This is a genomic window from Vibrio limimangrovi (assembly GCF_054064025.1).
This window is the reverse complement of the sequence record NZ_JBSUGF010000007.1, coordinates 450,573-473,214: the sequence shown is the minus strand read 5'-3', so window position 1 is coordinate 473,214 and position 22,642 is coordinate 450,573. Positions and strand designations below refer to the sequence as shown.

Sequence of the window (22,642 nt, the reverse complement as noted above, 5' to 3'; positions counted from 1 at the left end):
ACCCCTCTCTCACCCTGGCACCCCACAACTTGAAATAATTTCATATACAACATGATCAAACTGAGATTGAGCTGATTGGATGATAGCGCGACTATGCAGACATCCAGACATGTTCATGTCTTGTTCGAATGTTGAGGTAACCAGATGTCAATTCCAAGTCATATCAACCCTATCGCTACACCGTTCTATGCCGATCAGGTCGGTAGCTTATTACGCAGTGAAGCTTTAAAGGCAGCTCGCTTACAAAAACAAAACAATGAAATCACTGCAGAACAGCTCATTGAAGTTCAAAGACAAGAGACCCGTAAACATGTCGAGAAACAAAAACAAGCGGGCCTTACAGCGATTACCGATGGTGAATACTCCCGCGCTTGGTGGCACTTTGACTTTTTAGAAGGGTTGAATGGCGTAGAAGGCTATACGCCTGAAACGCCGCTTAACTTTAAAGGTACTAAACCTAAAACTCATAGCATCAGAGTCATCGACAAGGTTAGCTTTTCTGATAATCATCCATTCCTTGCAGACTTTGAATTTCTGAATTCGTTACTTGATCCAAAAGAGCACATTGCCAAGCAAACGATTCCTAGTCCAAACATGCTGTTTCTACGTGCAAAAAACGCAGCAAGCTACTACAACGAGACGAATAACGAACTCTTTATCAACGACTTAATTATTGCATATCAAGATGCGATCCAAGCCTTTTACGATAAAGGATGTCGCTACCTTCAACTCGACGATACCGCATGGGCATCTTTCTTTTCCGAGGAAGGCGTTGCTGGTATTAAAGCGCTTGGGTTTGAAACCGAAGAGTTGCTCGAGATTTTTGCAAAATTACTTAATGAATCGATCAAGAACAAACCTGAAGATATGCTGATCACCATGCACATTTGCCGTGGTAACTTTCAGTCGACCTACTTTGGTTCAGGCGGTTATGACGCTGCAGCAGAAACTATTTTTGGCAAGTTGAGTGTTGATGGCTTATTCCTTGAGTTTGACGATGAGCGCTCCGGTGGATTTGAACCGCTTAAGCATGTCACAAGAAAAGACTTGTTTATCGTACTTGGTCTGATTACATCAAAGTCTCCAGAACTTGAGCCCAGTGATTACATAAAATCACGCGTCGAGGAGGCGACTCAATTTATCCCTCTAGAACAACTACGCTTAAGCCCACAATGCGGCTTCGCTTCTACAGAGGAAGGCAATATCCTTTCAGAAGACGAACAATGGAACAAGCTTAAGCACGTTGTAGAAATTGCAAAACAAGTGTGGAACTAACTATCGTCAGTCTGGCTAGGTCTGTTTCGATAAACTCCAAATAGAAATCAAAAGAAAGCGCAAACCATCGCTTATAGTTGACAAATTAAGCCTATTAAAGCTCAACAGATATCGAACAAGAATATAGCGCTGTCGGCCAAGAGCCGCTCATAAAAAATAACCCCACTGTAAAAAGTGGGGCTCATCATCAATCTGAGTCGCTACGAGGGCTCTTAATTATTCGATATTCAATCGATTTACTCTTTACCGAATACGTTGTTCTCTTGCTCTTGTACGCGGATGAACGTCGTGCGCTTCGTTAGCTCTTTAAGCTTTGCTGCACCTACGTATGTACAGGTTGAACGCACGCCACCAAGGATGTCCTGGATAGTGCCATGAACGCTGCCACGGTAAGGTAATAGTACGGTTTTTCCTTCAGCTGCGCGGTAGCCAGCAACACCACCAGAGTGCTTCTCCATCGCGCTCTTAGAAGACATGCCGTAGAATTTCATGAAGGTTTTGCCATCTTTCTCGATAACTTCACCGCCGGACTCTTCGTGACCCGCAAGCATACCGCCCAGCATCACGAAGTCTGCACCACCACCGAAGGCTTTAGAAACATCACCAGCACATGAACAACCACCATCACCAATGATCATACCGCCAAGGCCGTGCGCCGCATCACCACATTCGATGATTGCAGAAAGCTGCGGGTAACCAACACCGGTTTTAACTCGTGTCGTACAAACTGAACCTGGGCCAATACCCACTTTAACGATGTCTGCGCCAGCAAGAATTAGCTCTTCACACATGTCACCTGTAACAACGTTACCAGCAGAGATAACTTTGTCTGGGAATTCTGCGCGTACGCGTTCTACATACTCAACGAGATGTTCTGAGTAACCATTCGCAATATCAACACAGATAAAGATGAACTCGTCAGAAAGCGCCATGATGTCTTTGGTTTTTTGAAAATCGGCATCAGACGTACCAGTGGACACCATCACGTTGTTCAGCGTTGCTTTTTCTGTTGATTTAGCAAATTCTGCCCAATCTTCGACTGTATAGTGCTTATGAATAGCAGTCATTACACCATGCTTTGCGAGCGCTTTCGCCATTTCAAAGCTACCAACAGAATCCATGTTCGCTGCAATTACTGGCACTCCAGACCATTGACGACCACTATGCTTAAATGTAAAATCGCGGGTTAAATTCACTTGAGAACGGCTCTTTAGGGTAGAACGTTTCGGGCGAAACAGTACATCTTTAAAACCTAACTTAAGTTCTTGTTCGATACGCATTGTGTAATTCCTTGATTCATATGTATATGTGTCATCTCAGAGTGCGTAGTGAAAATCGTTGGCAGACGAGTTCACTGTTCTTCGGACACAAAAAAACCGGAGCGTTGGCAGACGCTCCGGTTTTCAGCATTATAGGCCGCGATTTATTTCCTACAAGTCTGATATTTGATTTTTTTTTGTGTTACCATCTTGATAATCGCATACCAGAATCCCCCACCAAACCTTAAAAATTTCCTTTTGATCTTTAAATTCAACGAGTTAAACGGCACCGCACTTGTGCAATTGCGTAATCCTTAGCGTTCTAAGCGGGAAATGTTGAATGTTCCATATCTCAAATATGTCCAAAATCCATGCGACTGGAATTAGAACTCCCTGACTGGTTGCAAAAAATTTTTCCAAATAAGTTCAAATTCTACGGATTCATCGCGCAGCGAAGTGTGTTTACAACATCACTTGCTAGCAATCCTCGCGCTCCATATTGGACAGCGTTAATATCGGCCGCATGGCTATGGATCATAACGCCTAATCTTGCTGCAATCGCAATGGGGACACCTTTCGCCAGCAAAGCACCAATAACTCCAGAAAGTACGTCTCCCATTCCGCCACTAGCCATGCCCGGATTACCCGCGAGACAAACATACATTCGTACACCATCATAGATGAGCGTACCTGCTCCCTTTAGCACCACCACACCGCCAAATCGTTCTTGTAACTGCCTTGCTGCGGAATATCGGTCGCGCTCGACGTCTTGCGTCGTGACATTTAACAGACGTGCAGCTTCACCAGGGTGTGGGGTAATCACCCGTTGATTATCACACACCACTCTTCCATCACAACGTTGACTTAGCATCGCCAAAATATTCAGTCCGTCAGCGTCAACCACTTTCGGCTTATGCGGTTGGGACAAGTATTGGTAAGCTTGATAGGCCCACTCATCATCGCCAAATCCAGGGCCAAACACTAATGCATCAGCCCACCGGATACGCTTAGTTAGCGCATTTTCGGTATCGCGTAATTCATCAGTAGTAATACTCTGACTCATTACTTCCGGACAGGCTATTTGTAATGAAGTAAAGCTATCTGGATGAGTGATACCCGCCGTCAGTCCAGCGCCACTACGTACCGCAGCAGAAGCGCAAAAACGAATAGCGCCAGACATCCCCAGATTGCCACCTACGCATAGTAACTTACCGTTATCACCTTTGTGTGCAGAAGCCTTCTGAGGCGGCAAAAGCCTTAGGATGACTTTATGGTCAATGCCAAATGCGCTTGCTTCTTCTATGGAATCGAATTCTACATTCACGCCCAGGCCGCTGAAGTGCAACTCGCCAACATGATTTCTCGCTTGAGCGGTACAGAGCCCCTGCTTGACGCCGATAAAAGTAACGGTTTGGTTTGCATAAACCGCCTCACCCAGCACAGCTCCCGTATTCGCGCTTAAACCAGAAGGGATATCGACGGCTATCACCGGGCAACGAGTTTGGTTAATTTGTTCTATATAACGACGGTATTCTTTCCTGACATCTCCGCTTAACCCTGTCCCAAACATCGCATCAATAATCACCTCTGCGTCGAGCAACTCTGTGTTCCAGTCATCCCAACTGCTGTTTTGACCATCAACAGATAGCCAGTCTTCATAAGCGCAGAGCGCATCGCCAGTGAGCGAAGAAACATCACCAAGTTGAAACACGGCGACATTGAGCTGAGCTTGCTTGGCCAAAGAGGCAAATATATAGCCGTCGCCACCGTTATTTCCCTTACCGCACACGACCAATACGTTCTTCACTTTAGGGTATAGATGAAGAAAGTGTTCATACACGGCCATACCAGCGCGTTGCATCAAACCATACATGGAGACGCCAGCCATCTGAGCCGCAATGGCTTCACCATTTTTGACTTGTTCTGCTGTGTAAAGTTTTAGAGCAAGATTAAAGTCCATAACCGTATTCTTCATCTGAGACACACAAAATAAGTATACAAAAAAGGCACCCAACGTGGATGCCTAATACTAATATTGATGTCACCAGCGCTTGTCTATGGCACTCCGTGTCCTTTGGATGCGACCCACACACGATACCATTGCTCACGAGTCAACTCGATGTTAAGGGCATCAACCGCAGTTTGAACACGCTCAATCTTACCAGAACCAATGATTGGGATTGGCTTAGACGGCAGACGACGTACCCAAGCATAAATTACTTGATCAATACTGGTTGCACCTATTTCAGCACGAATCGCTTCCAGTTCGTTACGTACGCGAACGGCTTGCTCACTGTCACCACTGAAGATTGAGCCACCACCTAAACAAGACCAGGCCATTGGACGTGTGCGCAGCATTTGCATTTGATCGAGTGTGCCATCATGTGCAACGTCAAAGTTAAGCGGGTTAATTTCCACTTGGTTCGTGACAAGTGGTTTGCCCAGACGGGATTGCAACAGCTCAAACTGACTCGGTGTAAAGTTTGAAACCCCGAAATGCTTGACCTTACCGACTTTATGCAGTTCAGTGAACGCTTCTGCCACTTCGTCCGCGTCCATTAACACATCTGGACGGTGAATAAGCAAAACATCGATCTCATTTACATTTAGACGTTCCAGCGAGTTATTTACAGATTGATAAATGTGCGCTGAACTCGTGTCGTAATGGTTGATTTTACGCTCTGGGGTTTTATCACCACATAAGTTGATATCGCACTTGGTTACGATCTGGATTTGCTCACGCACGCTATTATCCAGTTTTAACGCCTCACCAAACAGCGCTTCACATTCGTAATTTCCATAAATGTCTGCGTGATCTACCGTCGTAATCCCTAACTCGATATGTTGCTTCAGGAATGTTAAACGCTCTTGCGCCGTCATTCCCCAATCTGCCGCACGCCAATAGCCTTGGACCAGTTCAGAAAATTCTGGGCCACTCGGTGCAGTGACAACTTTTGCAACCATGGGTTTTCTCCTTTAATTAATCTGCTTTCATCCTAGTCTTGTTTTCGCATCACCTCAACGGGTAAACTTTCGCAATTCGAACTGGAGTACGAAATATGTCTTTTGCCCAACGACTATCCACTTTAATTGGCGAAGAAAGCATCAGCGGTTTTGCGCGACGTGTTGATGTATCAGAAGCGTTGATACGAAAATATTTAAAAGGTAGTGAACCTAGCTTAACGAAAGCCAATCAAATCGCGATGCGAGCAAACTGCTCTCTTGAGTGGTTGGCCACAGGCTGTGGCTATCTCTATCGCCGCGCAGAAGTGGTCGATATGGAAGCATATAACTTAGCGTTCCAATATGTGATGAGTGAAACATTGCCAGAAGATCAACAAGCACGTCATCGCAAACTCATCGCGGGTTATCAATACTTGCGCTCACACAAAAAGGCAGATGGCTTTTTAGATGAGTCAGCAATGGCCACGTTTCTTTCTTTACATCATGAAACTAAAAGGCACCATGAAACGAAAAAACATCATGAAACTAAAACGCAGCACGAGGCTAAAAGCGAGTAACGCGCATTTCTATCATTTCACCATCGCTAGTAATTATCACCTTTAGCTTTGGTGCAGCCTCATCGAACTCAACGGCCCTCACCCAGTGTATTGTCCGGCTGGCTTCAGGCGGATAACGATTCATCAAAACAATCACTTCTCTATCTACTTCTTCAGCGGATTTCTGCTCGAGTGCACGCAACACGTCATACTCTTCTTCTTCGAAATTCACACGGCGCATGACAAAACCATCTTTTCTCAGACTGAGGATCAAATCGTTCCAGTTCTGCCACTGATACTCATTTAAGAACAGGAAATCAGTGATCCCATCCCGTAACACAACTTCACCATACAGATGCTGAGAATAATAGTGAAAATCATCTAAACACAGTTCATCGGCAGGTTCTGTAGAGTCGTCTAAACCTGTATCGCACGGATACCAACTCCCTCCCTTTTGTATTACTTCTTTTACCTGATTGAAAGGCTGCTCAGACAAAACAGTGTGCCACCAATTATCCAGTGCCAATGAAGAACCAGAAAATAGAGCAACACAAACAGGAAGCAAAAGTCGGGAAAATAAACGCATCATATTTTTTGAAGTCAGGACGAGATCGGTAACAGTGGCATTGACATTAAAGTGAGGCGGAAAATTATCAAGTGAAAAAGTCTTTATGTGCGAAAGAGGTCAGAATAGGCCCAATTAAGAAGGCGCACATTTGCGTGCGCCTCTACCTCGTTACTCAATCGTGAGTCTGCGAATCGGGAAGTCTTTAGATGCATCCCAAACATAAAACGAGGACTTACCGTAGGGTTTGAATCCATCCAAATTGTGAGTAAATCTTCACATCCCTCCTTCTTAAGCAGTCATGTTGTTTTACACTTAAAGCATGGTTCATTTTTCTCAAATAACAAGTTTTATCCGTAAAAATACAATCAAAAATATGATACCAATAGCACAGCACTCACATATACTTTCATCACACAGCCTTTAACTCACCAATAGTGGAAAGCTAAATTGCAACTTTACCGATTAGGTCTAGCCTCTTCCCAGCGTATAATTTTGGCCGTCCCAACAAACAAATAGAAACTGGAGAAATTTTTAATGACCAAAAGAGAGAGAATTGTGAAGTCTGTGTTAGCGCGAGTACCGAAAGATGCGATTAACCAGTTTATCTCTCGAGGGTCAACGCCAGTATCTGTTCTGTTGATGGCCGCTATAGTGGGATTACTCGCGGGGCTCGTTGGCACGTACTTTGAGCTTGCCGTTCACTTCGTTTCAGAAACCCGGACTGAGTGGTTAAAAAGCGAGATTGGCAGCTTACTGCCTTTGTGGCTGGCTGCAGTGTTAATCAGTGCACTATTAGCTTTCGTCGGATACTTCCTTGTCCATCGTTTTGCACCAGAAGCTGCCGGTTCCGGCATTCCTGAAATTGAAGGCGCGATGGATAACATCCGCCCTGTGCGTTGGTGGCGAGTACTTCCTGTTAAATTTTTTGGAGGTATGGGGGCACTTGGTTCAGGTATGGTTTTAGGCCGTGAAGGTCCAACTGTACAAATGGGCGGTGCGGTCGGCCGGATGGTCACCGACATCTTCCGAGTAAAGGATGACGATACTCGACACTCCCTGCTTGCCTCTGGTGCGGCTGGTGGATTAGCGGCGGCATTTAACGCACCGTTAGCTGGTATCATGTTTGTCGTTGAAGAGATGCGCCCTCAGTTTCGCTACTCATTAATCTCCATTCGCGCAGTAATTATCTCTGCCATCATGGCAAACATCGTATTTCGCAGCATAAACGGCCAAGATGCAGTGATCACCATGCCTCAATATCAGCCACCAGCACTACAGTCACTATGGCTGTTCCTGCTACTCGGTGCTCTGTTTGGTGTATTTGGCGTAACATTTAATAAGCTAATAACCATGGCTCAAGATAGCTTTGTTGCCATCCACAAAAATGATCGTAAGCGTTACCTCATTACAGGATCGATTTTAGGCGGTGTATTTGGCCTACTGCTTTTGTACGTGCCTGAATTGACTGGTGGAGGTATAACACTTATCCCGGACGTGACTAACGGGAACTACTCAATTACCGTGTTGGTGTTGTTGTTTATCGGCCGCGTAGTGACAACTTTACTTTGTTTCGGCTCTGGTGCTCCTGGCGGCATCTTCGCTCCGATGCTTGCTTTAGGTACACTGTTTGGCTATGCGTTCGGTGCGAGTGCTGATATGTTACTGCCTGCACTTGATATTGAACCCGGCATGTTTGCTATTGCAGGAATGGGGGCCTTATTTGCCGCGACTGTACGTGCACCGATCACAGGTATCCTGCTTGTCATAGAGATGACGAACAACTACTACTTGATCCTGCCACTCATCATCACCGCTTTAGGAGCAGTAATTATTGCTCAATTGCTGGGTGGACAACCGATATACAGCCAACTTCTTCATCGTACGCTTAAAAACGACAAGCTACGTCAGCAAGATCTACCAGAAAACCAAGCTTCTTAATCTAATATTCTCGTCTGCGCTCCAAATAATCTCTTAAATACCGAGGCTATTTGGAGCGACTAGTTCTCTACTTTGACATCTTTTCCCAAATATTCGATACCAAACTCACAAAGTTGTCATTCTCCTTATCTTTACCCGCCACCTTTAAGAGTAACGACCAATAAAACTTGATAGTATGCGCGGCTGATAACGCCATCGTTTCATGACTTGTGGCGTCATTTACCCCTATCCTGATAAAAAATATTAAGATATTAAACAAACTCTTGTTTCTCAGGGATTCAGGTTGGTAGTAACGTTTCATTCGCGCAAAATCATTTCGGAGTAGATTTGAACTGGAGAAGACTTGTACAGTTTTATAGTGTCCCCCCCTCTCAGGCTGCATTAGCTCTGGGTATGATTGGTTTGGGCCAGGCTTGGGCACTGTACGTACCAAATATTGGTGTGCCGATTCGGCCATTTCTCTCGTCACTTGGCGCATTACTGCTTGCTCCAGTTCTGATCAAATATGCGACCAGCCCACGTTTGTTCATGGCGGACATTCGCCATCCATTAAGCGGTAGTTTGATGGCTCCGATGAGCATGGCGCTGCTGATTCTGACCGATTACCTAGCAGCTGTCGCCCCACTTGTTGCTTATCCACTTTGGTTTCTGGCTCTGACGCTTCATTTTTCAATGATGGTGATGTTTTTTGGTTTCCAGCTTACCAACTTCAAGATGTCGAATATTGTTCCGAGTTGGTTTCTGTATCCGGTGGGAATAATAAGCAGCTCATTAGCGGGTTCACAATTCGGACACAACGCCTTTTCAGAAACCGTTGCCCTTTTGTGTATCGGTATTTATTTCTTTATGCTGCCCCTTGTTTTATACCGTTTGGTCTTCTTTGGTTCTCTGCCTCGAAGAGCAAGACCTACGCTTGCGATTATGGCAGCGCCAGTCAACTTGTCTTTAGCCGCCTACTTGGTCAACTTCCCTGAACCAGACCCAATCCTTACAGGCGCTTTAGCAGGCATCGCCATTACGATGACATTGCTCATTTACCTTTGTTATTTCCGCCTGCTACGTTTGAAGTTTCAGCCTTCGATTGCGGCGGTCACCTTTCCATCAGTAATTAGTGCCATCGCAATGCACCGATTAACCTCATTTTTCGCTGCATCCCACCCGCAATGGAACTGGCTACATGACTTTGGCTTCCTGGAGTTGAGTGTAGCGACGGTATTGGTGGTTTGGGTATCAGCAGGATATGTGAAAATGTACTGGCCAGAGATTGTCAGAACCCGATCGAAACTCTGATCCCTAAACACTTATAAAAAAAAGGATGGTCTCAGCCATCCTTTTTCTTCAATTCGTTTTATCGCAAACCATGCAGAAACTCAGCTCGGGTTGCAGGGTTACTTTTGAAGATACCACCCAACGCCGTGGTTGTCGTTTCACTGGTCGCATCCATTACGCCACGCGATTTCACGCAATAGTGCACAGCATCGATAGTTACCGCAACGTCGTCTGATTCCAGCAAAGTTTGCAGAGCAACTAGAATCTGTTGTGTCATACGTTCCTGAACCTGAGGACGCTGAGCAAAGAAGCGAACAATACGGTTAATCTTCGACAATCCGATGATTTTTCCACGTGGAATGTACGCAACTGCAGCTTTGCCATCGATCGTTACAAGGTGGTGCTCACAAGTGCTGGTCACAGTGATATCTTTCACACGTACCATTTCACTCACGTTCATCTTGTTTTCGATAACCGTGATTTTAGGGAAGTTAGAATAATCAAGACCAGAGAAAATTTCGTCCACATACATTTTTGCAATGCGGTGCGGCGTTTCTTCAAGGCTGTCATCTGTAAGGTCAAGCTGAAGGAGGCCTAAGATCTCACGCATGTGATACTCGATCTTTTCCTTTTTCTCTTCACGGCTCACGTTATTAGGACGCATTGGCGTTTCTAATCCGCGTTTATCTAGCGCTTCTTTTACTAACTTTGCTGACTCGCTAAGACCTGACATTGCACTTCCTCTTTTATAACTACCGCGAACGGAGTGGCATACATTTACCGTTGTTCATCCGTTAGCGTTTCAGTAACCCAGTTCAATGTTTATATCGCCAAAGCACATAACAAGAATACACTGAGCTGTTTTCTCTTTACCCGTTGGAGATTTTACCCCTTTTGGATGGGTGACAAGGATACTAGGATTTTTGAATAATTACACCCATATTTTATAGGTGGATATTCTGATGCCCAAATGACCTCTAGATATCTTATTCAAAAAAGTCTCGAGCTTATTTGGGGATATCAATAAAGCTTTTATGATAAAGTTGCCACAAAACATAAGAACATAGGATTATCTCAATGGGCTGCTGTGACGCACCTGGCTTGATGCCAATTGAAGAAGCGATGGATAAGATGCTATCGCGAATCAAACCGATCCAAACCACAATATCTCTTCCACTTGCGGAAGCTTTGGGTTATGTACTTGCTGAAGACATTTTGTCGCCAATCCATGTACCACCTTTCGATAACTCAGCCATGGACGGTTACGCGATCCGCATTAAAGATTTAGAGTCATCCTCTGTTTTGCCATTGGCAGGTAAGTCATTTGCTGGTCAACCGTTTGAAGGCGAATGGGACCAAGGCACTTGTGTTCGAATTATGACTGGCGCAAAAATCCCCGAAGGGTGTGATGCCGTCATCATGCAAGAAAATACGAAAGTCACCGAAGCTGGCATTCAATTTAATCAGACGGATGTAAAGCCACAAAACAACATTCGTCCTACCGGCGATGACATCAAACAAGGTGACATCGTATTGGCAAAAGGCGCGCGTCTGACACCTCGTGATATACCTATGATCGCGTCTTTAGGTGTCAGCCAGGTGACGGTTGTACGAAAACCCAAAGTTGCATTTTTCTCTACCGGCGATGAACTGAAACCATTAGGTGAAACGTTGGAAGCTGGTCAAATTTACGACAGCAACCGTTACGGTATCAAACCATTGATAGAAAACTTTGGTTGTGAACCCGTTGATCTCGGTATCGTCCCAGATTGCCCGGAAACACTCAAGGCAACATTCGAGCAAGCGCAAACACTGGCAGATGTGGTTGTCACCTCCGGAGGCGTGAGCGTGGGTGAAGCAGACTATACCAAAGACATTCTTGAAGAACTTGGCGAAATCGGCTTCTGGAAACTTGCGATTAAGCCAGGCAAACCTTTCGCCTTTGGTAAGCTTTCTAACGCATGGTTCTGTGGTCTGCCGGGTAACCCGGTTTCTGCGATGATGACGATGTATGTGCTGGTTCAGCCAATGTTGGCGAAATTATCTGGTCATACAGAATGGCAAGAGCCAGTTTCCATTCCTGCTACCACCAAGACAGCTTTCAAGAAAGTGCCCGGGCGTGCGGACTACCAACGCGGCATCTATTCTTTAGAAGATGGCAAGTTCGTTGTCGAGACAACCGGCAACCAAAGTTCCGGTGCATTCCGTTCGATGAGCTTAGCGAACTGCTTTGTGGTACTGGAGCGCGAACGCGGCCGCGTTGAAATCGGTGAGACCGTGAACATCCAGCTGTTCAATTCAACACTTTATTAGGGACGTTCTGTGGATATTCTGTCCGATCAAGAAATGCTGCGCTACAACCGCCAGATCATCCTTCGTCAGTTCGACTTTGATGGCCAAGAAGCGCTTAAGCAAAGTTCGGTTCTTATTCTCGGCGCTGGCGGTTTAGGCTGCGCTTCCAGCCAGTACCTTGCGACGGCGGGTGTTGGCAAGATCACATTAATTGATGATGACATTGTCGAACTTTCTAATCTTCAACGTCAGGTATTACACCACGATGCAGATATTGGTCGTAAAAAGGTCGAATCGGCTGCAGATGCATTACGCGAGCTGAATCCTCATATTGAAGTAGAGACGATTGCGCAGCGCCTTGATGACGCCGAGCTAAAAGCCCTTATTGAGCAACATACCCTTGTCGTAGATGCCTCAGACAACGTAGAGACCCGCAACCAGCTCAACCGTCTGTGCTTCGAGACAAAGACGCCTCTGGTATCTGGTGCAGCAATTCGCATGGAAGGGCAAGTCAGTGTCTTTACCTATGATGATCCTGAACAGCCCTGTTACCAATGTTTGAGCGCCTTATTTGGTAGCGAGACACTGAGCTGTGTGGAAGCTGGTGTTATGGCTCCGGTGGTCGGTATTGTCGGCGCAGTACAAGCGATGGAAGCCATCAAAGTGATTGCAAACTATGGCCAGCCGAAGAACGGGAAAATCCTTATTCTTGATGCGCTCACCATGTCATGGCGTGAAATGAATTTGATGAAAATGCCAGCCTGTCCGGTTTGCAGTTAGTACCGAAGCTCAACATCATGTTGGGCTTTTTTACATCAGATGATTATCTGTAAATCCGATCCTGCTTTGAACATACCATTCTTTTATTGTAAAACGGTGGGACTATTCAGGCCGGAACGTACGGAACTCAACTTTGGACAATCCCAAAACTTACATTGTGGTTTTAATCAGTTTGTTCGCTTTACTGATTTTTATTTGGCTAAACACCTCCAACACTGAGAAAACCGTAACTGCAACAGTCATCAGTAACACGCTGACTCAGTCTTTGGATGGCCAACGACGTTACCTCACCGTTGACTCACCTACGATAGGCCAACAACGGGTTTCTGTTTCAACCACGGTGTCGTGCCCCGTCGGCTCAACCGTGACATTAAGCCAAACCACAGGAACAACGATTGAACATTCACTCTCATTTGTTAGCTGCGAATAGAGCATAAATAACAAGGAATTAACGATGCATACATTGATTGACGCAAAAGAATTAAGTGCCCTATTAGACCAACCAAATGTGAAAATTTTGGATGCCAGCATTAGTTTCCAAATCCCGTCTGAAGGTAAGAAAATTACCGACAGATGGATTCCCGGCACACTACGTTTTGACTATGACAAGGAATTTTGTCTGCCTGACTCTTCTCTTCCTCATATGATGCCAACGGAAGAAGGGTTCAATGCCAGTGCACAAAAGCTCGGACTTAATCAAGATGATCTGATTATTGTCTACGACAACTCGGGAACGCTCGCTTCTCCAAGAGCATGGTGGATGTTTAAAGCCATGGGACATGACAATGTACGAGTTCTCAACGGTGGGCTACCAGGGTGGATTGCAGAAGGCTTGCCTGTGGTCGACTTACTCAGCACGCCGAAACAACAAGGCACTTTTGTCGGTTCTTTATTTGTGGAAGCCTTCTTAGATGCACAAGCGGTACTCGCACATTCAAATAATCACAGCGCTAATATCATTGATGCGCGCTCTAGAGCTCGTTTTTTAGGCGAAGTACCAGAGCCTCGTGCAGGCCTGCGCAGCGGACATATACCAAACTCGATTTGTCTGCCTTTTCAAGATCTCATGACGGATGGCCACATAAAACCTACTGCAGAGTTGACGCAAATATTTGCTGAACTCACCCTACATAGCGATAGAGCATGTATATTCAGCTGTGGATCCGGGGTTACCGCTTGTATTCTGTTGTTAGCCGCATACCAATTGGGCCTAAGGAATGTGTCTGTTTATGATGGTTCCTGGACAGAATGGGGATCGAGCCTTCACTTGCCAATTGAAGTTTAGAAACCAGAGCGTTGTTAAAGACTAAAGAAACTTCTGTAAACTAAGCGTTAGCCAATAAAAAACCGCCTTCTAATTGAATGCGGTTTTTGTTTTCCGGTTAAGGAAGTCAGGATATCTACTTGTTCATTATGACGCTTGAGACGCCGGTTTATCTGGCTGACGGTAGTTAATCATACAGATAGCAACAATCACTGCTAATGCAGCTAATCGTAAAATATCAGACATAAACAGTACGCCCAAAGCCATAGCAAGCAAAACAGCGCGTTGCCAGTGTTGCAGTGGAGAGAACAATCGGCCTTCAATACCACCGGCAAATGCGACAAACAGGCTGATGGTCGATATCACGCCGATAACAAAGTGCATAGGTTCGCCATCGATCCAGATCAAACCAGAAAACGCCATCATCGCCGGGATGAGGAAAAAGCCCTGAGCGAGTTTAAATGCCTGAACCGCAGAGCGCATTGGTGATGCATTCGCAATCCCTGCTCCCGCAAACGCTGCCAGTGCGATTGGCGGCGTCACGTTTGAGGTCTGCGACAACCAAAACACGATCATATGCGCCGTTAATATTCCCAGTCCAAAGTCCATCAACGCTGGAACGGCCATGATTGAAAGAACAATATAAGCCGCAGTCACCGGTAATCCCATACCAAGAACCACTGCTGCGACCGCAATCAGTGCAAGTACTGACCACAAATGGCCACCCGACATCGCAATGAGGAACTGAGTAAACTGAAGACCAATACCCGTCTGACCGACAACGCCGACGACAATACCGGCTGTCGCACAAGCAACTGAGATTGGTATCGCAAGGAGTGCACCTTCTCTCAAGCCTTCTATAAATAATTTCAGAGAAATACGGCTATGTTTACGGGTCATTGCAGCAACGAGAATAGCCACACAGCCGACAACCCCCACCAGCACCGGTGAGTAACTCATCATCAGAAGTGCCGTAATCAAAATAAGTGGTAGTAAATAGTGCCAACCATCTTTGAGTACTTTTGAGATTTGCTCAGTAACCGTCATCCCCTGCAAACCCAGCTTACAAGCCATCAGATGGACATAAAGCAATGTGCAGGCGAAATATAAAATCGCTGGCGCTATCGAGACCAATAAAATGTCGCTATATGGAATGCCAGTAAATTGTGCCATTACAAACGCACCCGCCCCCATAACTGGTGGCATAATCTGACCACCCGTTGATGCAGCAGCTTCGATACCCGCAGCCTGCTCTGGCTTGTAGCCGAGCTTTTTCATCATTGGTATTGTCAGAGCACCGGTCGTCACCGTATTGGCGATCGCTGAGCCTGAAATGGAACCTAGCGCTGCTGAGGCGATAACACTCGCTTTTGCCGGACCACCCCGATACTTACCAGCCAACGCAAAAGCCATATCGATAAAGAACTGACCAGCACCTGTCACCTGCAAAAAGGCACCAAACAAAACGAAAATAAATACGACGCCAGCCGCGATTGCAAGTGGTGCACCATACACACCATTGGTTGAATAAATATGAAAGCGAACAATCTCTTCTATTGAGAAGCCTTTACTTGCAATGTTATCCGGTAAGACATCACCAAACATGGCATAAACTAAAAACGCGGCCGCAATCAAAACCATAACCAACCCGACGGTTCGTCTAGTGGCTTCAAGCAGCATCACGATCAGTACTACACCTGCGATTTGTTCAACCGAACCTAGGCCATCCAGTAAGAAACTGATGTCGTCATAGTCAAACATAGCGATGACCGTCGACGCCCAGCATGTTAAGGCAACCAAAACAAAGTCAATGACTCTGCCTGTCAGATATAAAGGAAAGGAGCTTCTGCTTTTAAAAGTCGGATAGACCAAAAACGCTATCGCTAAAACCCAACTGACATGAACCGGTCTGAATACTGGTGCTGAAAGGGTGGCGACGATGCCCTGCCAAACTTGAAAGACAGATAAAGCGATAGCCGCAACAGCGGCTATCGAAAGTATCACGTCTGTAATTTTCTGGTTACTCGGATGAATCTGACTCATCACTTACTCCATGTAACTTTTATCAATCCACATAAGCACTTGAACATTGGTTAAACTGAATCCTGACGAGTGCCACTGTGGATTGATTTTACTTCTTTAATACGGATTACTTTGCTTGTTCCTGAAGATATTTAGCAGAACCTGGATGCAGAGGGACGCCTTCCAGCTTAGCCATATTTTCTAGGGTAGTGTACTTAGTGACATCCAGTACCTGACGAATAGCATCCATGTGCTCAAATGTAGTCTTAGTTAACTGGTAAGCCATATCGTCACTCATGTTCTTGTTCACAACTAACACGTTCCATACTGCCGGCACCTTGAATGCAGGGACTTTGTTGTACGAATCGGCTGGGACATCAAGTTCCAGATAGGAAGGATAAGCTTCAGAAATTTTCTTTAGTTCTTCATCACTGAAACTCAACACTCGAATATCACGAGTCAGAGCCAGTTCAGTGATCGCACCAACACCAACACTACCTACGATCACACCCGCATCAATTTGATTGTTCGCGATCGCACTTGTCGTCGCAGTGTAGTTAAGGGACTGTGCTTTGATATCGTCTTCCGCAACGCCTAAGGTGTTAAGAATGTTGACTGCACTCACGCGAGTACCCGAACCCGGAGCGCCAAGAGAAACGCGTTTACCTTTAAGATCAGCAACAGATTTGATGTCTGAGTTAGCAGGAACAATGAACTGCACTGCATTTGGATAAAGAGCAAACAATACCGCTACATCCATCTTACGTGGGAACGGGTCTGTGCCCTCGTACGCTTGTAGCACAACGTTGCCCTGAGCAATACCGGCTAGTTGCTTATTAGCGGAAACTTTAATGGTATTTTCAACGGAGGCAGCAGTCACTTCCGCACGCATATTGAAGTCAGGTAAATTCTCACTCCAGATTTTAGCTAACATCCCACCTAGCGGGTAATAAGTACCACTCTGACTACCGGTACCGATAGTGTAATTTTCTGCCATGCTTGAGGCTGAAAATACGACAGCAAGCGCCACTAGCCCATTCCTTAGTGCCTGGTACATAAATGCTCCTTGTTCTTTTAGATTGATAGTTATACCCAAATAACCTCGAGATGCTTGGTGTACCTAGGAGGCGACGCTCGAAGTCCTGTGTCTTGAAGTCATTTGGATATACTTCATAAAGTTATGGTGTGCTCAGGGAGAAATAGCAAACGAGAATTAAATGAAATGAGAGCTTTGTGCGCTATTTTTGCGTGCCACTCAGAAACTGGTTGAAACTTTTCCCTGTCTTCTATTCAGTGAGAAACCGTCGGAGATCACGATTAAAACTAAACTGAATTCGCATTAAAAATTTTTGAATTTTCCGTTCTCCCTACCATGGAGAACTGCGATTGAGAGCTCATATTTATACACTTTTCTTCAATTTGCAATCATAAAAAATGTATACGCCAACCAGCAACAAGTGATATACGGGGCTAGAGAATAAGAACTAAAAATGGAAAAGTAACATTTTAAATCAAGATATTAGATTTGATTTTATTGTTTTAATTATCATTAAAATAATCTATCAAAACAGAAGGTAACCGAAAGGCCAAATGAATAAAAAATCATCAGAAAGGAAATAAGACTGCGAGTAACTTATAGAAACTCGCAGCCTCGCTATTTCAGTATAAGAAACGGTTTGCTCTAAGCTCCTGGAGCTGATTTTCCATGCATTTGTTCATCAAGGTTAAGTACGGTTAACGCATTACTTACGCTTGTCGCGATAACATCAATCGCCCCGGTTCTTAATGCGCCAAGTAGTGCCAAAGGTTTACTGTTCTCAGCAGCAATAGCAATCACTTCAGAAATAGATCGGAATTCATCAATGCCAAGACCGATAATACGATCACTCATCACGGTCTTGGCAGACTCCCCATTAATATCGAAAAAATCATAACCCGCGAAGTCACCGACCACACCCTGCATCATTCGAGACTGCACCACCTCTTCTGCCGTAAACCAGCCAAGGTCGACCATGTAGCTGTTTTCGCTCATGTCACCAATCCCGACGAGCGCCACGTCGGCTTTACGCGCCAAATCTAAAGTCTGCTTTACGGTCGCGTTTTGCATAAAGGCGAGTTTCTGTTCGCGATTTTCTGCGTAGGCAGGCGCATATAACGTTTCTGATGTACCGCCATAGCTTTTCGCAAACTGACGGCAAATATGGTCGGCGTTAAACATGCCGCCACGTGGGTGGATGCCTCCGATACCACAGACAAACTTAACATCCTTTTGTGGAATAACACCTACGTGATGCGCGACTGCAGAAACATTACGCCCCTGCCCTACGGTCACAACCGTGCCATTTTGCAGCGTACTCGCCATGTATTTGGACACCAACCCCGCGACTTGTAGTCGCTGCTGCTCTTCGCTTGGCTGATCTAATGCTACCAAGGCACGCTTCACGCCAAAACGTTCAATCAGCCTTTGCTCAATCTTAGCGCTAAATACCGGGTGATATTTAACGGTGATCTCCACGATGCCTTCATCTCTTGCTTGCTTTAGCATACGCCCCACTTTCGCGCGGGAAACGGCAAACTTTTTCGAGATCTCTTCTTGCGTCGCACCATCTTGATAGTAAGCAACCGAGATTTCAGTCAAAAGGTCGGCACTCTCATCAGATACATCGGTATTGGATTTACTCATATTCAGCCTGACTTATGTTTATCTTCGCCCTTTTGAAGCGGGCAATACTTAACGCCATTACAAGCGCTCACATACGTAGCATATGTCACACCCATGCTTAACATCAACATTTGCTCATCACAAAAACAAATTCTCACCGTAAAAATTGCCCAAACAATCGACCCTATAAGCCACACACAGTCTAGGCAAACGTTTATTCATGTAACCCATGGTTAACGGCTAAAAAAATAATTGATGAATGTCACTTTCCCCCCAGATCAACAATTGACTTTCAGCGCAGATAAGATAATTATGGTGGCATCATTTACTCAGCATTAGATCAAATGTTCACAACAAATGTTCAAACGCTGAAAAGTTAAAATTTAGTTGGTAGAGCAAATATCTACTGACAGGCTTGCAAATGCACTCTTCATGCTTACAGCAAAGTATGAGCCCCATGAAATAGGATGATCGGAATGAGCAACAAATTAGAGCAACTTCGTAAACTAACGACTGTAGTAGCTGACACTGGTGAAATCGACGCAATCAAAAAATACCAGCCAGAAGATGCAACAACTAACCCTTCTCTGATTCTGAAAGCCGCTCAAATTGCTGAGTACGCACCTCTAATCGATGCTTCAATTACTTACGCAAAAACGCAGAGCGACGACAAAGCTCAACAAGTTCAAGATACTTGTGACATGCTTGCTGTAAACATTGGTAAAGAAATCCTAAAAACTATCCCTGGTCGCATCTCAACAGAAGTTGACGCTCGTCTTTCTTATGACATGGAAGGCAGCGTAGCGAAAGCTCGTCAGCTGGTAAAAATGTACAACGATGCAGGTATATCTAATGATCGCATCCTAATCAAACTGGCTTCTACGTGGGAAGGCATCCGCGCTGCTGAAATCCTGGAGAAAGAAGGCATCAACTGTAACCTGACTCTTCTATTCTCATTCGCTCAGGCTCGCGCTTGTGCTGAAGCTGGCGTATTCCTGATTTCACCATTCGTTGGCCGTATCATGGACTGGTACAAAGCAAAAGAAGGTCGTGACTTCGAAGCTCAAGAAGACCCAGGCGTGCTATCTGTATCTAAGATCTACAACTACTACAAAGAGTACGGTTACAAAACTGTTGTTATGGGCGCAAGCTTCCGTAACATCGGTGAAATCCTAGAACTTGCTGGTTGTGACCGTCTGACTATCGCTCCAGCTCTACTTGCAGAACTAGAAGCGGCTGAAGGTGAAGTGGTTGAGAAGCTTGTTGACTCAAAAGGCGCACAAGAACGTCCTGTGCCAATGACTCACTCTGAGTTCCTATGGGATCACAACCAAGATCCAATGGCAGTAGAGAAGCTTGCTGAAGGTATCCGCAACTTCGCAATTGACCAAGGTAAACTTGAAGAGATGATCGCAGCTAAGCTGTAATCACACAGAATCACAAAAGGGGAACGTTTGCGTTCCCCTATTAATTTTCCTTTCCCAGAATAAACACATTCGGTAACTATTATGGATCGTAAACATTTAGCAAATGCAATCCGTGCACTCAGCATGGATGGTGTTCAAAAAGCTAACTCTGGCCACCCAGGCGCACCTATGGGTATGGCTGACATCGCTGAAGTTCTTTGGCGCTCTCACCTAAACCACAACCCATCAAACCCAGAGTGGGCAGACCGTGACCGTTTTGTACTTTCAAACGGCCATGGCTCAATGTTGATTTACTCTCTACTACACCTAACGGGTTATGAGCTATCAATCGACGATCTGAAAAACTTCCGTCAGCTTCATTCAAAAACTCCGGGTCACCCAGAGTACGGTTATGCACCAGGTATCGAGACAACAACAGGTCCTCTAGGTCAAGGCATTACTAACGCAGTTGGTATGGCAATGGCTGAAAAAGCACTTGCTGCACAGTTCAACAAAGAAGGCCACGACATCGTTGACCACTTCACTTATGCATTCTTAGGTGATGGCTGTCTGATGGAAGGTATCTCGCACGAAGCTTGTTCTTTGGCGGGCACACTAGGTCTTGGTAAACTGATCGCGTTCTGGGATGACAACGGCATCTCTATCGATGGTCACGTTGAAGGTTGGTTCTCTGACGATACACCTAAGCGTTTTGAAGCGTACGGCTGGCACGTAATCCCAGCGGTAGACGGTCACGATCCTGAAGCGATCAATGCTGCAATTGAAGCGGCTAAAGCAGACCCTCGTCCTACATTAATCTGTACTAAGACGATCATCGGTTTCGGCTCTCCTAACAAGTCTGGTTCTCACGACTGTCATGGTGCTCCACTAGGTGCAGAAGAAATCGCAGCAACACGTAAAGAACTAGGTTGGGAGTACGGTCCTTTTGAAATTCCGCAGGAAATCTACACAGAATGGTCAGCGATCGAGACAGGCGCAGCTAAGGAAGCAGCGTGGAACGAGAAATTTGCAGCTTATGAAGCAGCGTACCCTGAGCTGGCAGCTGAATTTAAACGCCGCGTAAACGGTGAACTGCCTGCAGAGTGGGAAGCGAAAGCCAACCAAATCATTGCCAATCTTCAAGCGAACCCTGCAAACATCGCATCACGTAAAGCATCTCAAAATGCGCTAGAAGCGTTTGGCCAAATGCTTCCAGAATTCATGGGCGGCTCTGCTGACCTTGCGCCTTCTAACCTGACAATGTGGTCTGGCTCTAAGTCTCTGGAAGCGACAGACTTCTCAGGTAACTACATTCACTACGGCGTGCGTGAATTCGGTATGACTGCGATCATGAACGGTATCGCGCTACACGGTGGTTTCGTTCCTTACGGTGCGACGTTCCTAATGTTCATGGAATACGCACGTAACGCAATGCGTATGGCTGCTCTGATGAAAATCCAGAACATCCAGGTTTACACGCACGATTCTATCGGTCTTGGCGAAGATGGCCCGACTCACCAACCAGTTGAGCAAATGGCTTCTCTACGTCTGACTCCAAACATGAGCACATGGCGTCCATGTGACCAGGTTGAATCAGCAGTGGCTTGGAAACTGGCTATCGAGCGTAAAGATGCGCCAACTGCGCTTATTTTCTCTCGTCAGAATCTGGCACAACAAGAGCGTACTGCAGAACAAGTAGCAGACATCGCAAAAGGTGCTTACATCCTGAAAGATTGCGAAGGCAAGCCAGAGCTTATCCTTATCGCAACAGGTTCAGAAGTTGAGCTAGCGGTTGAAGCAGCAGCGCAACTAACTGCAGAAGGCAAGCAAGTACGTGTTGTTTCAATGCCATCAACAGATGCATTCGACAAACAAGACGCAGCTTACCGTGAAGCAGTACTACCATCAGATGTTACAGCGCGTATCGCTATCGAAGCGGGCATCGCAGACTTCTGGTACAAGTATGTAGGCTTCGGCGGCAAGATCATCGGTATGACTACCTTCGGTGAATCTGCACCAGCAGGCGAACTGTTCAAGATGTTCGGTTTCACTACAGAAAACGTAGTAAACACAGCGAAAGAACTGCTAGCTTAATCACGATTAGCTTTCAAATAATTGCTCTAAAAAACAAAGCCCCGCTAATACTGCGGGGCGTTTAACATTTAAATTAAATAACCGAGAGTGTTTAAGACAATACCGTTCACTTAACCGCGAGCAGAATATTCGAGTCTCCCGTCATCCTGGACAGCGACGAAGGAGCGTGATTCAGGATCTTCTATCCGAGCACCTTGTTGTCAAAGATATTTCTATATATCCTCGGCACTCTGTTATTAGATTCCTAGTCTCGCCAAGGCTCGCTGGAATGACCCTATAAGACCTATAAGAATCGTTAAGCAACTGTCATTAG

18 protein-coding genes are annotated in these 22,642 nt (G+C 45.6%); 10 read left to right on the top strand and 8 right to left on the bottom strand.

Annotated features, from left to right (window positions below):
• Positions 1-144: 144 nt before the first annotated feature.
• The gene (locus tag ACWYU8_RS09825) at positions 145-1,275 is read left to right on the top strand and encodes a 5-methyltetrahydropteroyltriglutamate--homocysteine S-methyltransferase (RefSeq protein ID WP_457519333.1); all 1,131 of its coding nucleotides are present in this window, start codon (positions 145-147) and stop codon (positions 1,273-1,275) included.
• Between the two features lie 236 nt (positions 1,276-1,511).
• Here the strand turns inward: ACWYU8_RS09825 and ACWYU8_RS09820 are convergent, their stop codons facing one another.
• The 3 genes from ACWYU8_RS09820 to ACWYU8_RS09810 form a co-directional block, all read right to left on the bottom strand.
• Positions 1,512-2,555: a GMP reductase gene (locus tag ACWYU8_RS09820; RefSeq protein WP_457519331.1), complete on the bottom strand. Its 1,044-nt coding sequence runs from the start codon at positions 2,553-2,555 to the stop codon at positions 1,512-1,514.
• 412 nt (positions 2,556-2,967) lie between these two features.
• Positions 2,968-4,494, bottom strand: a complete 1,527-nt coding sequence (locus ACWYU8_RS09815) for an NAD(P)H-hydrate dehydratase (protein WP_457519329.1) — start codon at positions 4,492-4,494, stop codon at positions 2,968-2,970.
• Positions 4,495-4,589: 95 nt separating this feature from the next.
• Positions 4,590-5,498, bottom strand: a complete 909-nt coding sequence (locus tag ACWYU8_RS09810; protein ID WP_457519327.1) for an aldo/keto reductase — start codon at positions 5,496-5,498, stop codon at positions 4,590-4,592.
• Between the two features lie 95 nt (positions 5,499-5,593).
• Between ACWYU8_RS09810 and ACWYU8_RS09805 the strand changes: the two genes are divergently transcribed.
• Positions 5,594-6,055, top strand: coding sequence for a helix-turn-helix domain-containing protein (locus ACWYU8_RS09805; protein ID WP_457519325.1), 462 nt, complete (start codon positions 5,594-5,596; stop codon positions 6,053-6,055).
• Here ACWYU8_RS09805 and ACWYU8_RS09800 read toward each other — a convergent pair.
• The gene (locus ACWYU8_RS09800) at positions 6,042-6,623 is read right to left on the bottom strand and encodes a hypothetical protein (protein WP_457519323.1); all 582 of its coding nucleotides are present in this window, start codon (positions 6,621-6,623) and stop codon (positions 6,042-6,044) included. The genes ACWYU8_RS09805 and ACWYU8_RS09800 overlap by 14 nt on opposite strands.
• Positions 6,624-7,136: 513 nt before the next feature.
• On the opposite strand from ACWYU8_RS09800, the gene clcA reads away from it, so the two are divergent.
• Both clcA and ACWYU8_RS09790 read left to right on the top strand, forming a co-directional pair.
• Entirely contained in the window at positions 7,137-8,540 is a 1,404-nt protein-coding gene (gene clcA, locus ACWYU8_RS09795) for a H(+)/Cl(-) exchange transporter ClcA (protein ID WP_457519321.1), read from the top strand.
• Between the two features lie 327 nt (positions 8,541-8,867).
• Positions 8,868-9,830, top strand: coding sequence for a TDT family transporter (locus ACWYU8_RS09790; protein ID WP_457519318.1), 963 nt, complete (start codon positions 8,868-8,870; stop codon positions 9,828-9,830).
• A 58-nt stretch (positions 9,831-9,888) separates the two neighbouring features.
• Here ACWYU8_RS09790 and folE read toward each other — a convergent pair whose 3' ends face one another.
• On the bottom strand, positions 9,889-10,542 hold the full coding sequence (gene folE / locus ACWYU8_RS09785) for a GTP cyclohydrolase I FolE (RefSeq protein WP_457519316.1): 654 nt from the start codon (positions 10,540-10,542) through the stop codon (positions 9,889-9,891).
• Positions 10,543-10,886: 344 nt separating this feature from the next.
• Between folE and moeA the strand changes: the two genes are divergently transcribed.
• The 4 genes from moeA (at position 10,887) to ACWYU8_RS09765 (ending at position 14,166) form a co-directional block, all read left to right on the top strand.
• Positions 10,887-12,122, top strand: a complete 1,236-nt coding sequence (gene moeA / locus ACWYU8_RS09780) for a molybdopterin molybdotransferase MoeA (RefSeq protein ID WP_457519314.1) — start codon at positions 10,887-10,889, stop codon at positions 12,120-12,122.
• Positions 12,123-12,131: 9 nt separating this feature from the next.
• Complete coding sequence (moeB, locus tag ACWYU8_RS09775) at positions 12,132-12,881, top strand: molybdopterin-synthase adenylyltransferase MoeB (protein WP_457519312.1); 750 nt, start codon at positions 12,132-12,134, stop codon at positions 12,879-12,881.
• A gap of 133 nt (positions 12,882-13,014) precedes the next feature.
• Positions 13,015-13,311: a hypothetical protein gene (locus ACWYU8_RS09770; protein ID WP_457519310.1), complete on the top strand. Its 297-nt coding sequence runs from the start codon at positions 13,015-13,017 to the stop codon at positions 13,309-13,311.
• A gap of 24 nt (positions 13,312-13,335) precedes the next feature.
• Positions 13,336-14,166 carry a sulfurtransferase gene (locus ACWYU8_RS09765; RefSeq protein WP_457519308.1) on the top strand — a complete coding sequence of 277 codons (831 nt, stop codon included), beginning with the start codon at positions 13,336-13,338 and terminating at the stop codon, positions 14,164-14,166.
• 126 nt (positions 14,167-14,292) lie between these two features.
• Here the strand turns inward: ACWYU8_RS09765 and ACWYU8_RS09760 are convergent, their stop codons facing one another.
• From ACWYU8_RS09760 to ACWYU8_RS09750, 3 genes are all read right to left on the bottom strand, one after another.
• On the bottom strand, positions 14,293-16,188 hold the full coding sequence (locus tag ACWYU8_RS09760) for a TRAP transporter permease (RefSeq protein ID WP_457519307.1): 1,896 nt from the start codon (positions 16,186-16,188) through the stop codon (positions 14,293-14,295).
• 106 nt (positions 16,189-16,294) lie between these two features.
• Complete coding sequence (locus ACWYU8_RS09755; RefSeq protein ID WP_457519305.1) at positions 16,295-17,224, bottom strand: TAXI family TRAP transporter solute-binding subunit; 930 nt, start codon at positions 17,222-17,224, stop codon at positions 16,295-16,297.
• Positions 17,225-17,848: 624 nt separating this feature from the next.
• Positions 17,849-18,850, bottom strand: coding sequence for a sugar-binding transcriptional regulator (locus tag ACWYU8_RS09750; protein WP_457519303.1), 1,002 nt, complete (start codon positions 18,848-18,850; stop codon positions 17,849-17,851).
• Positions 18,851-19,305: 455 nt separating this feature from the next.
• On the opposite strand from ACWYU8_RS09750, the gene tal reads away from it, so the two are divergent.
• Entirely contained in the window at positions 19,306-20,256 is a 951-nt protein-coding gene (tal, locus tag ACWYU8_RS09745) for a transaldolase (protein WP_457519301.1), read from the top strand.
• 81 nt (positions 20,257-20,337) lie between these two features.
• Positions 20,338-22,329 (top strand): transketolase, encoded by a 1,992-nt coding sequence (tkt, locus tag ACWYU8_RS09740; RefSeq protein ID WP_457519299.1) that lies wholly within the window; start codon positions 20,338-20,340, stop codon positions 22,327-22,329.
• Positions 22,330-22,642 lie beyond the last annotated feature (313 nt).

Coding starts and splice junctions, on each gene's coding strand:
- ACWYU8_RS09825 (WP_457519333.1), top strand. CDS start 145: ATGTCAATTCCAAGTCATATCAACCCTATCGCTACACCGTTCTATGCC.
- ACWYU8_RS09820 (WP_457519331.1), bottom strand. CDS start 2,555: ATGCGTATCGAACAAGAACTTAAGTTAGGTTTTAAAGATGTACTGTTT.
- ACWYU8_RS09815 (WP_457519329.1), bottom strand. CDS start 4,494: ATGGACTTTAATCTTGCTCTAAAACTTTACACAGCAGAACAAGTCAAA.
- ACWYU8_RS09810 (WP_457519327.1), bottom strand. CDS start 5,498: ATGGTTGCAAAAGTTGTCACTGCACCGAGTGGCCCAGAATTTTCTGAA.
- ACWYU8_RS09805 (WP_457519325.1), top strand. CDS start 5,594: ATGTCTTTTGCCCAACGACTATCCACTTTAATTGGCGAAGAAAGCATC.
- ACWYU8_RS09800 (WP_457519323.1), bottom strand. CDS start 6,623: ATGATGCGTTTATTTTCCCGACTTTTGCTTCCTGTTTGTGTTGCTCTA.
- clcA (WP_457519321.1), top strand. CDS start 7,137: ATGACCAAAAGAGAGAGAATTGTGAAGTCTGTGTTAGCGCGAGTACCG.
- folE (WP_457519316.1), bottom strand. CDS start 10,542: ATGTCAGGTCTTAGCGAGTCAGCAAAGTTAGTAAAAGAAGCGCTAGAT.
- moeA (WP_457519314.1), top strand. CDS start 10,887: ATGGGCTGCTGTGACGCACCTGGCTTGATGCCAATTGAAGAAGCGATG.
- ACWYU8_RS09765 (WP_457519308.1), top strand. CDS start 13,336: ATGCATACATTGATTGACGCAAAAGAATTAAGTGCCCTATTAGACCAA.
- ACWYU8_RS09760 (WP_457519307.1), bottom strand. CDS start 16,188: ATGAGTCAGATTCATCCGAGTAACCAGAAAATTACAGACGTGATACTT.
- ACWYU8_RS09755 (WP_457519305.1), bottom strand. CDS start 17,224: ATGTACCAGGCACTAAGGAATGGGCTAGTGGCGCTTGCTGTCGTATTT.
- ACWYU8_RS09750 (WP_457519303.1), bottom strand. CDS start 18,850: ATGAGTAAATCCAATACCGATGTATCTGATGAGAGTGCCGACCTTTTG.
- tal (WP_457519301.1), top strand. CDS start 19,306: ATGAGCAACAAATTAGAGCAACTTCGTAAACTAACGACTGTAGTAGCT.
- tkt (WP_457519299.1), top strand. CDS start 20,338: ATGGATCGTAAACATTTAGCAAATGCAATCCGTGCACTCAGCATGGAT.